The sequence below is a fragment of the Planococcus sp. MB-3u-03 genome, assembly GCF_002833405.1.
In the GTDB taxonomy this organism is placed as follows: Bacteria; Bacillota; Bacilli; order Bacillales_A; family Planococcaceae; genus Planococcus.
Map to the genome: position 1 here is coordinate 803,388 of NZ_CP025135.1, position 14,491 is coordinate 817,878.

11 protein-coding genes and 1 pseudogene are annotated in these 14,491 nt (G+C 49.5%); 6 read left to right on the plus strand and 6 right to left on the minus strand.

Translation table 11 applies throughout. The annotated features are described in order from the left end of the window. Positions 1–17: 17 nt before the first annotated feature. The 4 genes from CW734_RS05255 to CW734_RS05270 are packed head-to-tail and all read right to left on the minus strand — an operon-like array spanning position 18 to position 4,654. On the minus strand, positions 18–1,505 hold the full coding sequence (locus tag CW734_RS05255) for a Na+/H+ antiporter subunit D (protein WP_101189736.1): 1,488 nt from the start codon (positions 1,503–1,505) through the stop codon (positions 18–20). Beyond that, entirely contained in the window at positions 1,498–1,836 is a 339-nt protein-coding gene (locus CW734_RS05260) for a Na(+)/H(+) antiporter subunit C (RefSeq protein WP_101189737.1), read from the minus strand. The genes CW734_RS05255 and CW734_RS05260 overlap by 8 nt, the downstream gene beginning before the upstream one ends. Before the next feature lie 3 nt (positions 1,837–1,839). Continuing rightward, a complete protein-coding gene (locus CW734_RS05265) occupies positions 1,840–2,262 on the minus strand; it encodes a Na(+)/H(+) antiporter subunit B (RefSeq protein ID WP_101189738.1) in 423 nt (140 codons plus the stop codon). After that, positions 2,252–4,654: a Na+/H+ antiporter subunit A gene (locus tag CW734_RS05270; protein ID WP_101189739.1), complete on the minus strand. Its 2,403-nt coding sequence runs from the start codon at positions 4,652–4,654 to the stop codon at positions 2,252–2,254. The genes CW734_RS05265 and CW734_RS05270 overlap by 11 nt, the downstream gene beginning before the upstream one ends. 371 nt (positions 4,655–5,025) lie before the next feature. On the opposite strand from CW734_RS05270, the gene CW734_RS05275 reads away from it, so the two are divergent. Next, a complete protein-coding gene (locus CW734_RS05275; protein ID WP_101189740.1) occupies positions 5,026–5,718 on the plus strand; it encodes a universal stress protein in 693 nt (230 codons plus the stop codon). Positions 5,719–5,770: 52 nt separating this feature from the next. Here CW734_RS05275 and CW734_RS05280 read toward each other — a convergent pair whose 3' ends face one another. Further along, a complete protein-coding gene (locus CW734_RS05280; RefSeq protein ID WP_308302140.1) occupies positions 5,771–6,910 on the minus strand; it encodes an IscS subfamily cysteine desulfurase in 1,140 nt (379 codons plus the stop codon). Between the two features lie 98 nt (positions 6,911–7,008). On the opposite strand from CW734_RS05280, the gene nadB reads away from it, so the two are divergent. The 5 genes and pseudogenes from nadB (at position 7,009) to CW734_RS05305 (ending at position 13,337) form a co-directional block, all read left to right on the plus strand. Beyond that, positions 7,009–8,556, plus strand: a complete 1,548-nt coding sequence (nadB, locus tag CW734_RS05285) for an L-aspartate oxidase (protein ID WP_101189741.1) — start codon at positions 7,009–7,011, stop codon at positions 8,554–8,556. Next, entirely contained in the window at positions 8,556–9,410 is an 855-nt protein-coding gene (gene nadC / locus CW734_RS05290; protein WP_101189742.1) for a carboxylating nicotinate-nucleotide diphosphorylase, read from the plus strand. Before nadB ends, nadC begins: the two co-directional genes overlap by 1 nt. Then, positions 9,407–10,501 carry a quinolinate synthase NadA gene (gene nadA, locus CW734_RS05295; protein WP_101189743.1) on the plus strand — a complete coding sequence of 365 codons (1,095 nt, stop codon included), beginning with the start codon at positions 9,407–9,409 and terminating at the stop codon, positions 10,499–10,501. The genes nadC and nadA overlap by 4 nt, the downstream gene beginning before the upstream one ends. A gap of 133 nt (positions 10,502–10,634) precedes the next feature. After that, a pseudogene (locus CW734_RS05300) lies at positions 10,635–11,950 on the plus strand (IS3 family transposase). Between the two features lie 223 nt (positions 11,951–12,173). Beyond that, positions 12,174–13,337 (plus strand): iron-containing alcohol dehydrogenase, encoded by a 1,164-nt coding sequence (locus CW734_RS05305; protein ID WP_374703200.1) that lies wholly within the window; start codon positions 12,174–12,176, stop codon positions 13,335–13,337. 76 nt (positions 13,338–13,413) lie between these two features. On the opposite strand, the gene CW734_RS05310 is transcribed toward CW734_RS05305, so the two are convergent. Further along, positions 13,414–14,442 carry an NADP-dependent oxidoreductase gene (locus CW734_RS05310; RefSeq protein WP_101189745.1) on the minus strand — a complete coding sequence of 343 codons (1,029 nt, stop codon included), beginning with the start codon at positions 14,440–14,442 and terminating at the stop codon, positions 13,414–13,416. Between the last annotated feature and the right edge of the window lie 49 nt (positions 14,443–14,491).

The window sequence follows — 14,491 nt, forward strand, 5'->3', positions numbered from 1 at the left end:
CTTTCAAGCGTCCGGATTTATTGGAAATCCTCGGTTAGCACGGCATCGATGTAAACCTGCGGATTGAGGAGCGTATCGGCAGCATCAGATACATAATCCGACAGACCTTCCGCGCCGAGGCCAATACCGATAGTGAGGGCAACAAGCAATAAGCAAGGAACTAAAAAACCGCGGCGCAGCGGGACTTGGTCGTCTTTGCTGACAATTGTCTCGCCCCAAAAGCAATTTTTAAAAATCTTTAGCAAGGAGTACAGCACGAACAGGCTTGAGCCGAGCGCTATGGCCAATAGGATATAGGAGCCCGAATCGATTGCGCCCTGAGAAAGAAGGACTTTGCCGACAAATCCGCTGAGCGGCGGAATCCCGGCAAGCGAGAGCATGGCAATGAAAAACGACCAGCCGAGAATCGGATAGTTTTGGATAATGCCGCTCATTTTGCCGATTTGGGCGGTGCCTGTCAATAAAATAATCGTGCCGATCAGCAAGAACAACAGTGCTTTTACTACCATATCGTGCAGTAGATAGAAGATGGCCCCTTCGATAGCATCAGGGGTGGCAATGGCAAGCCCCGTCAAAATAAAGCCGACCGCAATGACTACGTTATAGGCGGCAATTTGCCGGATGTCGTTATGGGCGATGGCGCCGATGCTGCCGCCAATTAAGGTCAGCACTGCCATAACGGCAATGATGTTATGGGTCGTCTCAGGTTCATGATAGAACACCAGCGTGAACATGCGGAACATGGCGTAAATACCGACTTTGGTCAGGAGAGCGCCAAATAATGCCGAAGTCACAACAGGCGGGCTGCTATAAGAACCGGGCAGCCAAAAGTACAGCAACAGCCCGGCTTTTAAACTAAAAACGATCAAGAACACAATGCTGATCGTGGTCAACAAAGGCTCTTGGCCATTTTCGGCAACACGAACCGACAAATGGGCAAAGTTTAAAGTTCCAACTGCACCATATAAATAAGCAATGGCGATGAGAAAGAACCAGGAAGAAACGATATTGATCGAAACATACTTAATGGCTTCCCGCAGCTGGCGTTTGGAACCGCCTAAAGTGAGCAAAATATATGACGACAAAAGCATGACTTCAAAACAAACGAACAAATTGAAGATATCACCGCTCAAAAACGAGCCGTTGATGCCGGCAATCAAAAACAGGACGGTCGGATAAAAATACATCGTCACCAATTCCTTATCCGTCGAAACGAGAGCATGAAGCAGGCAAATGACTGTCACCACAGATGATGTCAAAACGAGCAGGACAGCAAACGAATCTGCTACAAAAGAGATGCCAAAAGGCGGCGTCCATCCGCCAAAATCAATCCGCAAGATGCCGTCAGTTTGAATGGCATTCAAAAGATAAACGGCAGCAGCTGCAACGACAGCCATCACTGCGATGCTTGTCCACGCTTGGAGCCTTCCGTATGTGCGCAAAAATATCAACAAAACTCCTGCCAAAATGGGCAGGATCATGGGAATTAAAATAATATTATTCATTGTCGGTACCTCTCATCTCTTCCAGATCGTCTGTCCCGAGTTCTTGATAGGCCCGGTAAGCAAGCACCAGGATAAAGGCGGTAACAGCAAAGCTAATGACAATGGCGGTAAGTATCAAAGCCTGTGGCAAGGCATCGACGTAAGTTTCTGCTTCTTCGCCGAGCAGAGGCGCAGAGCCGATCTTCAAGCCGCCCATCGCCAAAATCATTAGATGTGCTGCGTGTGACAGAATCGCCGTGCCCAAAATAACACGGACGATGTTCCGGGATAACAGAAGATAGAAAGCGACAGTGCTAAGCACACCGACTAGGATGATGATCAAAGATTCCATTCGCTATTCATCCTCACTTATACTTAAAATTATGTTCACGACCACTCCGACTACAGTCAACGCGATGCCTGCCTCGAAAATCAACACAGTGGCAATTTCCGTTTTACCGAAGATGGGGAGGTTGAAATAGTCAAAAGACTGCTCGAGAAAATTCTGGCCGAATAAAAGTGGGCCAAGTCCGCTAAGAACTGCAAGCAACACGCCAAAAGCCGATAACTTTTTAAAGTCGATCGGGATTGCATCTTTGACGGTTTCGGTATCATACGATAAAAACATCAATACAAAAGCCGATGCCAAGACCAGCCCGCCGACAAAACCGCCTCCCGGACTATTGTGCCCGGACAAAAATAGGTAGATGCCGAAGGTCAAAATAATCAACACAACCGCTTTGGCAACGGTCTTCAATATCACATCATTAATCCCCATCGGTTCCAGCCTCCTTTTTCAGCTTCAGGCGGATAAGCGTATAAACGCCAATTCCGGCTATGAACAGCACCAGTCCTTCAAGCATCGTGTCGAGGGCACGGAAATCTCCCAAAATGGAGTTGACGATATTTTGTCCACCGGCAAGTTCGTAGGAATTTTGAAAATAACTAGAGATCGTTTCAAACAAGTCAGCGCTATTGACGGATAGTCCGGTTAACGTGATGACCAGGCCGCCTGCAATGGCGAGAACGGCATTGCGCGCCTTTTTCCGTTTTGGCAGGGGCTCCCGTTTCCACTCGGGCAAATAATTGAAGCAAAGCAAAAACAACGCGGTGGTGACTGTTTCGATGACCAATTGCGTCAACGCCAAATCAGGTGCGCGGAACAACACGAAAAAAATGGAAATCGAATAGCCGAGCACGCCGTTCATCAAAATGGCCGATAGGCGGGAACGGGTGAATAGGATCGAAATAGCCGTAATGATCATGACCAGGACCAGCATCAATTCATATATGCTGACAGGCGCATCTTGTACGAAAGAAATGGATAGCGCATCTGACAACAGCAAGGTGCCGCCTGTAGAAATGATGAAAAACAGCAAGATATAAAAGAAGTATTGATGCAAACGGCCGGTCATATAAGAACGGGTAACAAAAGAAGCTGCATTTTCAGACGAAGTCAACGCATAATTGTACAGCGCGTTGAACGTCCATCCGGCCGGTTGGATTTTGAAAATGCCTTTCCACCGGTCGAAGGTAATAAATAAGACAGAGCCGATCAAAACGATGCCGATGGTCATCAGCAGTTCGGTGTTAACGCCGTGCCATGCATAAATACTGTCTGGCGAAGCACCTGAAATACCAGGCAATAACTGCTCCAAGGCAGGCTTTAATAAGTGATCGCCTAGCAAATTCGGTGCAAAGAACAACCCGACAATCAGTACAGAAAGAATGGCCGGTGAAATCAGCATGCCAATTGGGGGTTCGACAGGACGTTTTTCGACCGCTTTAGAATCGCGGTTGCCAAGAAAAGTGCGGAATACGATTATCATGGCGTAAATAAAAGTCAATACGCTTGCAAGCCAAGCGATGACTGGAATCAACCAGCCCCATGAAGTTGAAAAAAGGCCAGGCATTGAAGCCGCGTTTAACGAAGCAGTGAAAAACATTTCCTTGCTTAAAAATCCGTTTAATAATGGCAAGCCCGCCATCGAAAAGCTGCCAATGACAGCAAAAGTGAACGTCACAGGGAGCAAGGCCATCAAGCCGCCAAGCCGGCGAATATCCCGCGTTCCGACTTGATGGTCAATAATGCCGACCACCATAAAAAGGGCTCCCTTGAAAGTAGAATGATTTACCAGGTGGAATAAGGCTGCAAAAATTGCCAGTCCATACAATGCGCCCGCTTCCGTATTGCCATAATGGAGGGCGGCTGAACCCATGCCGAGTAAACTCATGATCAAGCCGAGCTGGCTGATGGTTGAATAAGCTAGGAGCGCTTTTAGGTCGGTCTGTCGGATGGCGCAAAAAGCACCCCAGAACAGCGTAATGAGCCCGACAATAGTAATCGTCCAGAACCAAGCGGAAGTGCCGCCGAAAATGGGCGTGAAGCGAGCGGCCAAATAAATGCCCGCTTTTACCATGGTCGCCGAATGCAAATAGGCACTTACAGGAGTAGGGGCTTCCATCGCATCCGGGAGCCAGATGTGAAACGGGAATTGCGCTGATTTGGTGAAGGCGCCAAGCAAGATCAAGAACATCGCCGGATAAAAAAGCGCATGCTCTGTGAGTTGTCCCATGGCAGCCGCAGTTTCACGGATGCTCAAAGTGCCGGTCATCGCATACAGCATGAGGAATCCTGCGAACATGGCAAAGCCGCCAAATACCGTGATCAATAGCGATTTTTGGGCACCGTAGCGTGAATTTTTCCGGTGGTACCAAAATGCGATCAATAGGAAAGACGAAATGCTGGTCAATTCCCAAAACACATACAGCACCATTAAATTGTCCGATAACACGACCCCTAGCATAGCTCCCATAAAGAGCAGCAGGTAAGCGTAAAAATGCGGGAATGAATCAGTCGGGGATAAATAGTAGATGGAATAGAGGACGACTAAACTGCCGACGCCTGTAATCAGCAAAGCCATAATCAAGCTAAGGCCGTCCAAATAAGCGGTGAAATTAATGCCGAGCGAAGGAATCCACTCTACTGAGGACAAGAGCGTTTCCCTGGATGAAACCATAGGAATTTGAGATGCGAAGAATCCAAACAACAGCACCGGGATCGATAGCACGAGCCAGCCGATATTGAAGTCGCCAATTCGCCTATGGATGAGCGGAATGAGTGCTGCGGCTAAAAATGGGAATAAAATGGATAAAATAAGTAATTGCACGGTGAACCTCCTAAACTGAAATCGATACATTTGGGCAAGTGGACGGATTTTCTAATGAAATAAGGTTTTACAGAGCGTATTAGAAAATCAAAAATGCAATATATACTATAAAGTTTACAGGAAATCGGGGTGTCTTTCACTTGAGACGCATACATAAATGAGAAATTTTGAAAGGTATACTATAAAGTTTACAGGAAATCGGGGTGTCTTTCACTTGAGACGCATGCATAAATGAGAAATTTTGAAAGGAATTGTAGATTTACTGAAATGTACAAGACGATGCCTTCCTTGATTTTTCCGTGGATCCGCAGTATAATTTCATAGTTTTAGATTTCGGATGTGACAGAATACACTCCCAGGAGGGTTTTAAAATGAAGAAAATCAGAGGACGCATGGACGAAAGCATATTGGTGTGTGTGTTTTATGGCCCGAATGGCGAGCGTCTCATAAAAAGAGGAAGCAAGCTGGCAAATATGCTTGACTGCCCATTGTATATTTTAACCGTTGATGCTTTGCCATATGACGAGTTTGATACTGGAAAGTCAGCTTATGTTGAAAAATGGGGCGAACTTGCTGAGGAGCTGGGGGCAGAAGAATTTGTCATCCGTGATAATGAAAAGCGCCCGCCGGCTAAAGTGATTGCGGAAGTGGCGAATCAATTCAACATCACCCAGATCATCATTGGCCAAACGGCAAGAAGCCGCTGGGAAGAGATTACAAAAGGTTCATTTATGAACGTCTTGCTGCGTGAAATCCCGTTTGTCGATTTTCATGTCGTGTCGGTAGCGCGCACAGTCAAAGGCAACGACGGAGACGATTTTGAAAAAGGCGTCCGCTGCTACTTAGTCCAAGAAGGCGAAAAATACAAAATCCATTTCTCTCAAACAAAGGACTGCCAGATTGAAGGCATATTCTTCAAGGAAATTGGAACGGATTTTAACAACGGTATTTTCAAGTTCATGGAAAATAACAAGCTTCATCAAGTTGAAGTATTGGATAATTACATTCAAGATACGGATGAAATTGAAGGCTGCATCAAGAAAGAACCGGCCAAACTCTCGTAAACAAACTTCACGAACCGCATACAGCACCCATAATTAATGAAAACCGCTTGCCTCAAATGGGCAAGCGGTTTTTTTGTGTCGATTGGTTTTCGTTCAGCACATGGATAAATGCATCCAGTTCGTTGCTTGATGTATGTTTCGTGAATGAAATCCGGATGAACTTTTTCGCGGTGTCGCTTTCCGTTCCCATCGCAAGCATCGCAGACATCGCTTCACCATAGCCGATCTTGCAGGCGGTGCCGGTGGAGATGGCGATCTGCGCACGGTTGCAGGCAAGCATCATCCATTGCCCTTCGACATGCGGCAAAACTAGTCCTTGGATAAACGGGGATTTCGACTTTATGTCGCCGGTCACGATGACACCTGCCGGCAATTGTTCAATCAAATAGCACTGAAGTTTTCTTGCATGTTCATAGCTTTCAGGCTGTTCCATGACAGCGTGTTTTGCGGCGATGGTCGCGGAGACGATTGCCGGAACATCGATCGTTCCGGCGCGGAATCCGTTTTGATGTGTCGTCCCCTCGTACACCGATTCCCAGTGGACGGATGGATCGAGATAGGCGATGCCAACGCCTTTGGGGCCGCCGACTTTATGTGCTGAACAAACAGCGGAAGCGACGCCCCATAAACCAATGTCGACCGGCAGCTTCCCAAAGCCCTGGACGATATCCGAATGAAGCGGCACGCCGAATTGCAAGGCGATTTTTGTGCATTGCTCGACCGGCTGGACAGCCCCCATCTCTGAGTTGACAAGCTGCATGACGACGAGCGCTGTTTCTTCGTCAACCAGTCGTTCGTAAGCATCCAAATCGACCCGTCCGAAGCAGTCGACCGGAACGTATGTAATTTCATAGCCTTCGCGTTCGAGTTCATGAAGCACCGATAAGACGGAAGCGTGTTCGAGTTGTGTCGATACGATAGACCGGTAATGTTCGGGACGTCCTTTCAATAACGAGCGGATGGCGAGCTGGTTCGCCTCTGAGGCGTTGCCGGTGAAATAAATTCCGTCTTGCCGAACGTTGAGAAACTGCCCCCATAATTTCTTGCACGATGCGAGATAGTCTGCTGCGAGAGATCCTGCGTCATGCAAACTTTGTGTATTGCCGAATGCGTTGTTAGCCGTTTCCACATAAGCGTCGATCGCTTCTTTTCTCATCGGGGCGGTCGCTGCCGAATCCAAGTAAATCACCATTTTCCATCAACTTCTTTCCCTAGCCGAGTTTCTTCTTGTAATCACTGTATCTTTATGTCATTAATAGTGTCAAGACACTTGTAAAGAAGGTGTAAAGTTTGTTCGATGTTTGCATCATCGGGGGAGGCGTCGCCGGGCTCATGCTCGCGCGTTCGCTCCCTGATCATTATTCCATCGCAGTCGTCACGAAAGAACATGCCGGGACGGGAAATACAAGCCTTGCGCAAGGTGGAATCGCCGCAAGCCTGAGTTTTGATGATCGTCCCGAATCCCATGCCACGGATACTTTGATCGCCTCGGCAGATCACGCCGATGCTGGGCGCGTAGAAATTTTGGTCAATGAAGGATCAGAGCTCATGAAAAATTTGCTGGCGCACGGGCTGCCATTCGATGGGGACGAACTCGGGCTGCCAGCGCTCGGCATGGAAGGCGCACACAGCCATCGGCGGATCGTCCATGCAGGAGGCGACCAGACCGGCAAGATGCTCATGCACTATCTAATGGAAGAAACGTCTGGAAAAATCACGCGTTTTGCTTTTCATCAAGCTTTGGAATTAAGGATGGAAAGCGGACGCTGCGCCGGCGTGCTTTTTTCGGATCGGTTCGGAAAACGTTCGGTCATTCACGCACGCCATGTTGTCCTCGCGACAGGCGGCATCGGGCAGTTGTACAGTGAAACATCCAACTCATCCGTTTCAACAGGCGACGGATTGTCACTGGCCTATCACGCAGGCGCCGTACTGGAAGATCTCGAATTTGTGCAATTCCATCCGACCGTCCTGACGCTTGAAGGGAAGTCATGCGGGCTTATCTCAGAAGCGGTGCGCGGAGAAGGTGCTGTATTGGTGGATAGAGATGGCAAGCGGATTATGGACGGCATCCATCCGCTCATGGAACTTGCACCGCGTGATGTTGTTGCAAGGGCGATCGAACGGCATTGGCAAACCGAAGGCTCGGTCTTTCTCGACGCCAGGCATTTGGCTGATTTCCACCAGCGCTTTCCTTCGATTTATGACAATTGCCGGAACCATGGAATCGATCCGACGCAAGAGTTGCTGCCGGTCCGCCCAGGCGCCCATTTTCATATGGGCGGGGTGAGGACGGATAGTTGCGGCCAGACGTCCATCCCAGGGCTTTATGCTGTCGGAGAAGTCGCGTCGACCGGTGTCCACGGCGCTAACCGGCTAGCGAGCAATTCATTATTGGAAGGCTTGGTATTCGCTAGGCGGCTTGCCGAGCAGATAAAGGGAGAGCCGCAATCATCCGAAAAGATAAGCTCAACGCAAGTGGATCTTGTGCCAAGTACATATTTTGGAGCCATTGATGAAAGCCAGCTGAAACGGCACATGACGGAAATGGCGGGAATCTTGAGAGAACCGCATGCGTTGCAGAAGTTCTTGGAAACCCATCCTTTAAAGACCTACGCGCTGAAGGAGTACAAGGATGAGATCATTGCGCAGATCCACCGTCAAACCGCGAGCAGCCTTATTGCGACAGCGGCGTTATTGCGGGAAGAAAGCAGGGGCGGCCATTACCGGATCGATGCGCCTGAGCCAAAAGCCGAATGGGCCGGAAAAGTCATCGGCATCTCAAAAAATGGCGTCCAGTTAACGACACGAAAAACAAAGATCAAGGAGACCATATAATGAATCGCTTAAAAGCAGAACAAGCATTAACACAATTTCTACTCGAAGATATCGGAGACCGCGATGTCTCCTCTGTATTATTCGATCGAACAGATACAGGCGAAGCGATCGTGCGCATGAAACAAAGCGGTGTCGTGGCAGGCCTCGATTGCTATGAATGGGGTTATCGGCTGCTCGATCAGTCAGTCGAAGTGGAATTATTGAAACGAGACGGCGACCGTGTAGAAACGGGAGAGGCGATCGTGAAAATATCTGGCCCCATTGCTTCGCTTTTAGCGGGAGAGCGGGTGCTGTTGAATCTGATTCAGCGCATGAGCGGGGTTGCGACATTGACGGCGAAATGTGTAGAGGCATTGGACTCAGATCATACGCGCATCGTTGATACACGCAAAACGATACCGGGGCTGCGCATGTTCGAAAAATACGCGGTCCGCGCAGGCGGCGGGTTCAACCACCGGAACGGCTTGTACGATGCGGTCATGCTGAAAGACAACCACATCGCAGCGGCTGGATCGATTACCGAAGCGGTGAAAAAAGTACGCGACTCGCTTGGCCATATGACGATGATCGAAGTGGAAGTCGAGACGCAGCAGCAATTGATGGAAGCGATCGACGCGCGCCCTGACACGATCATGTTCGACAACCAGACGCCGGAAACAATCCGGCGTTGGGTGCAGCTTGTTCCAGAGACCATCCGTACGGAAGCTTCCGGCGGCATTGATCTCGAAAAGCTTTCGGATTACCGTGATACCGGTGTCGACGTCATTTCCATCGGCGCTTTGACGCATAGCGTTTCGAACCTCGACATCAGCATGAATCTTTCCATATCCCCGAAGGAGGCAGTAATTTCATGACTTCATTGCTTGAAGAACTTCAAATGGCAGATGCTATGCCAACAAGCTATTTAACAGCATCAACAGATGAATTGCATGAACGCGCGAAACGTGCACGTGCAACTCTTGGAAAACGATTGTACATCCTCGGCCATCATTACCAGAAAGACGAAGTGATCCACTATGCGGATGTGACTGGCGACTCGCTGCAATTGTCGCAAATCGCAGGGAGACAGACAGCGGATTACATCCTGTTTTGCGGCGTCCATTTCATGGCGGAGACCGCGGATATCCTGACCGAGCCGCATCAAGCGGTCATTTTGCCGGATATGCGGGCAGGCTGTTCGATGGCGGATATGGCCAATATCGACCAAACCGAACGCGCTTGGGCAGAGCTTCAGACACTTTTCGGCGATACCATCATCCCGCTTACTTATGTCAATTCGACAGCGGCCATCAAAGCGTTTGTCGGCCGCAACGGGGGAGCCACGGTGACTTCCTCCAATGCACAGGAAATGGTTGAATGGGCCTTGTCCCAAAAGCAGCGCATGCTGTTCTTGCCCGATCAACATCTTGGGCGCAATACTGCCGTGAAGCTGGGCATTCCGCTTGAGCAGATGGCGGTGTGGGACCCGATCAAGCAAAAGCTCGAACTCGATTGTGCGATAGAAGACGTACAAGTGATTTTATGGAAAGGGCATTGCTCGGTGCATATGAACTTCCTGCCGAAACACGTCGACAATTTGCGTGAAAAAGAACCGGACCGCAACATCCTTGTGCATCCGGAATGCACGTATGAAGTCGTCAGCGCGTCCGATTTTGCTGGTTCGACCAAATACATCATCGACATGATCGAAGCGTCTGAGCCGGGATCGAAATGGGCAATCGGGACGGAGATGAACCTCGTCAACCGGCTCATCAAGGATTTCCCGGACCGCGACATTGTTTCCTTGAATCCTTTTATGTGTCCGTGTTTGACGATGAACCGCATCGACCTGCCGCATTTCACATGGATTTTGGAAGAACTGGTGGAAGGCCGCGTCCTCAACCGTATCCAAGTGGATGAGCAAACGGCTAGTGAAGCGAAACTGGCTCTAGCGAAGATGCTGTAGAAAGAAAACCCGCTGTCCTGAAATGAACTGAACCCAAATGGTAGACACTTTAAAAAGTGCCCCATTTGGGGTTTTCTTTTCCTTTTCAGACCCCGGTATACTGAACATATCTACTGGAACGGGAGAGGTTGTCATGAGTAAAATCATCTTTAACGAACATCAACGACGCATATTGGAAGCGAATCCGAATGTCAAAACGGTCTCGGATCGAACGATTCAATACACACCTGAATTTAAGGTGAAAGCCGTCAATGAAAACTTGCAGGGCAAAGGTCCGGCGCAAATTTTGCCGAAAATGGATTTGACCTGACGGTAATTGGATCGGACAAACCGAAAGAGACATTAAAACGTTGGCGGAAAACGTTCCGACTTTACGGCGAAGAAGGATTTTGGGAAGAACGCCGTGGAAAAGGCAGTACTGGCCGCCCTTCTACCGAAGAGCTCTCTGCCGAGAAAAGTTGGAGAAGGCGGAAGCGCGCATCAAATACCTGGAAGCCGAAAACGGTTGCTAAAAAGCTCGAAGCACTCGAGAGGCAGGCGAAGAAACGCAGCTGACCCCAGCGGAAAATTGAAGCGATCAATGCGGTGGTCCGGAAATTCCAACTGAACAATTTGGTGGCGGCCCTGTGCCAGACAGCGGGCGTCAGTCGAAGTGGCTACTACGCTTGGTTGGAGAAAGTGGAACAGCACGCCATTCGCGAAGAACAGGACTATGAAGATTACCTGTTGCTTAAAAGCATCTACGATGCGCATCGGGAAAGTCGGGTATCGCACCTTTATATGGCACTCGCTGAACTGCTCGAAACGCCGATGAACCACAAGAAGATTCTGCGCCTCATGCGCAAATTCAATCTCTTCGCCAAAATCCGACGAGCGAATCCTTACAAGCAAATCGCCAAAGCCACACAGGAGCACGCGGTCTGTCCAAACCTCTTAAACCGCGAGTTTGAACAAGACGAACCCGGGAAGGTATTCGTGACCGATATTACGTACCTGCCAAACCGTTCGGGGCAAATGGCATATCTTTCGGCCGTAAAGACGTCGCGACCCGAGAAATCGTCGCCTATGAAGTGACAACGACGCTCACAATGGAAATTGTGTACCACACCTTACAAAAGCTGAAGGAAGCGCTAGACGACAATGTCCATCCAGAAGCGATGATTCATTCCGATCAAGGCTTCCACTATACCCACCCTGAATACCAACGACGCGTGAAAAATGAAATTGACCCAGTCGATGTCCCGCGCAGGGGCAACTGTCTCGACAATGCCCCATCGAATCGTTTTCGGTCACTTTAAAGATGAAGTCGAGTTTAAACAAGCGACCAGCCTAGCCGAATTAAAGGGGCTGGTGGATGAATACATGGCGCATTACAACGAAACGCGCAAGCAATGGAACCTAAAAAAGATGACTCCGGCACAATACCGAAGTCATCTGATCGCAGCCTAGCTGCCGGGTGCTTTTATTAAATTGTCCACTAAATGGGGCTCAGTTCAAAAAGGACAGCGGGTTTTGTCATTCTTTAATAGATTGAATGTTATGACTTTTATATTTACAATTGAGTGGCGAGAAAATATATGTTGAAACATTCCCATTTCACGGGTTGAAGTGGATAATTCCTGACGAGACAAGCAGAAAAGGAGTGAATGATGTGTCGAGCAAAATTACATTCATGCCGATCAGCCATACCGGCTGGGGGGCATTGGAACAATTGGCGGGCGAAGCGGAACGCCTGAACGCCAGCAATATCCTTATTGTCACCGATCCGTTTCTGGACGAGCTGGGGATGACGAAAAAAATCGTCGAACCGCTGGAAGCGAAAGGATGGAAGACGAGCATCTACACAGAAGTCGTGCCGGAGCCGCCGCTCGAAGTCGGCGAAAGATTGGTCACTTACACGAAGGAGCATAAGTTTGACTTGGTCATCGGCCTTGGCGGCGGCAGTGCACTTGACCTTGCGAAATTAGCGGGTGTCCTAGCGACGCATGAAGGAAAAGTGGCCGACTACCTGAATCTGACGGGCGAACGTGAGCTTGTTGATAAAGGCATACCGAAGATCTTGATTCCGACCACTTCCGGAACCGGTTCCGAAGTGACGAATATTGCCGTATTGTCATTGGAATCGACCAAAGATGTCGTGACGCATGATTACTTATTGCCCGACGTCGCGATCGTCGACCCGGCCTTGACGGTCTCCTTGCCGCCGAAAGTGACAGCGGCAACGGGCATCGACGCGTTGACGCATGCGGTAGAGGCTTACGTATCGAAAAACGCCAACCCGGTGACAGACGGCCTGGCTTTGCAGGCAATCCGCTTGATCAGCGGGTCGATCCGCAGGGCTGTAGAGGACGGGGAAAACAAGGAAGCGCGCACGAATATGAGCTACGGCAGTTATCTGGCAGGATTGGCCTTCTTCAATGCCGGTGTTGCCGGTGTACACGCCTTGGCCTATCCGCTTGGCGGCCAATTCCATATATCGCACGGTGAATCCAATGCCGTCTTGCTGCCGTATGTCATGGGCTATATCCGCCCGAGCTGTGAGAAGAGAATGAAGGACATCGTCGAGGCGATGGGTGTCAACGTCACGCAAATGGACGAACAACAAGCTTCCTATGAATGCGTCGAGGAGTTGAAAAAACTCGTCGCCGACGTGAATATTCCCGTGTCGCTAAAAGGCTTCGATATCGGAGAAGGCGCTTTAGATAGCCTGGCAGACGATGGCATCAAGCAAACAAGAATCTTGGCGAGAAGCCCGATGCCGCTTGAGAGAGAAGATATTTACGCAATCTACCATGCCGCCTATTCAGGGGAAGTCGCTGAAAAGAAAACGGTGTGATATGAAAAAAAGCTGAAGCAGGAACCCATTCAGGTTCACGCTTCAGCTTTTGTGTTTCTATAGAAGAAAGTGAGAATTACAGCTTAGCGAACTCTGGGTCAGCGACTTTCACCAATTGCTTGCCGAGGTTGCTGCCTTCGAATAGGCCAAGGAATGCTTCCGGTGTTTTCTCGAAGCCTTCTGTGATCGTTTCCTCATATTTCAGTTTGCCTTCCTGCAGCCATCCGGCGAGTGCTTGTGCGCCTGTCTTGAAATCATGCGCGTAATCGCCGAGCGTGAAGCCTTTCATCATCGAGCTCGTCGTGATGAATTTCCACTGGATGCGCGGGCCAAGGTCCGCTTCCGGATTGTTATAGGAAGAAATCGTGCCACACAGGACGATGCGCGCATTGCGGTTGATCTCGAAAATGACTGCATCGGACACTTCGCCGCCGACATTATCGAAATAGACATCGACGCCGTTCGGGATGGCTTTCTTGAAATCTTCTTTGAAGCTATCGGATTTGTAGTTCACTGCGGCGTCGAATCCGAGTTCGTTGATGAGGTAATCGATCTTTTCCTGCGAGCCGGCGATGCCGACGACATGTGCGCCTTTCAGTTTGGCGATCTGTCCGACGACCGATCCGACCGCTCCCGCTGCGCCTGAGACGACGACTGTTTCGCCTTGTTGCGGCTTGCCGATATCGAGCAGTCCGAAATACGCCGTCAATCCAGTCAAGCCGAGTATGCCGAGGCGCGTCGTGATCGGGGCAAGTGATGGATCCACTTTCTGGACCGACTGGGCATTCGCGACATTATACTCCGCCCAGTTAAGCGTGCCGTTGACGACATCCCCTTGCTGGAACTTATCGGAATTCGACTCGACGACTTCCGCGAGAATGCCTCCGGTGATCGCTTCGTTCAATTTGAACGGCTCAACGTAAGATTTCACGTCTTTCATGCGCCCGCGCATATACGGGTCAACGGAAAGATATAAAGTTCTCAGCAATACTTCATCTTTTCCGATGGATGGAATCTCTTTTTCGATAAAATTAAAGTCCTTATCAGTGGGCGTGCCTTCTGGGCGGTTCGCCAAATGGATTTCTTTGTATGTGTTTGGTGTCATATGAATTCCTCCTTGGAATAAGTTTGCATAGAAGAGCGTACCATTACCA

Excerpts from the sequence above, each read along its gene's own strand:
- CW734_RS05255 (WP_101189736.1), bottom strand. The coding sequence starts at position 1,505 with ATGAATAATATTATTTTAATTCCCATGATCCTGCCCATTTTGGCAGGA.
- CW734_RS05260 (WP_101189737.1), bottom strand. The coding sequence starts at position 1,836 with ATGGAATCTTTGATCATCATCCTAGTCGGTGTGCTTAGCACTGTCGCT.
- CW734_RS05265 (WP_101189738.1), bottom strand. The coding sequence starts at position 2,262 with ATGGGGATTAATGATGTGATATTGAAGACCGTTGCCAAAGCGGTTGTG.
- CW734_RS05275 (WP_101189740.1), top strand. The coding sequence starts at position 5,026 with ATGAAGAAAATCAGAGGACGCATGGACGAAAGCATATTGGTGTGTGTG.
- CW734_RS05280 (WP_308302140.1), bottom strand. The coding sequence starts at position 6,910 with ATGGTGATTTACTTGGATTCGGCAGCGACCGCCCCGATGAGAAAAGAA.
- nadC (WP_101189742.1), top strand. The coding sequence starts at position 8,556 with ATGAATCGCTTAAAAGCAGAACAAGCATTAACACAATTTCTACTCGAA.
- nadA (WP_101189743.1), top strand. The coding sequence starts at position 9,407 with ATGACTTCATTGCTTGAAGAACTTCAAATGGCAGATGCTATGCCAACA.
- CW734_RS05305 (WP_374703200.1), top strand. The coding sequence starts at position 12,174 with ATGCCGATCAGCCATACCGGCTGGGGGGCATTGGAACAATTGGCGGGC.
- CW734_RS05310 (WP_101189745.1), bottom strand. The coding sequence starts at position 14,442 with ATGACACCAAACACATACAAAGAAATCCATTTGGCGAACCGCCCAGAA.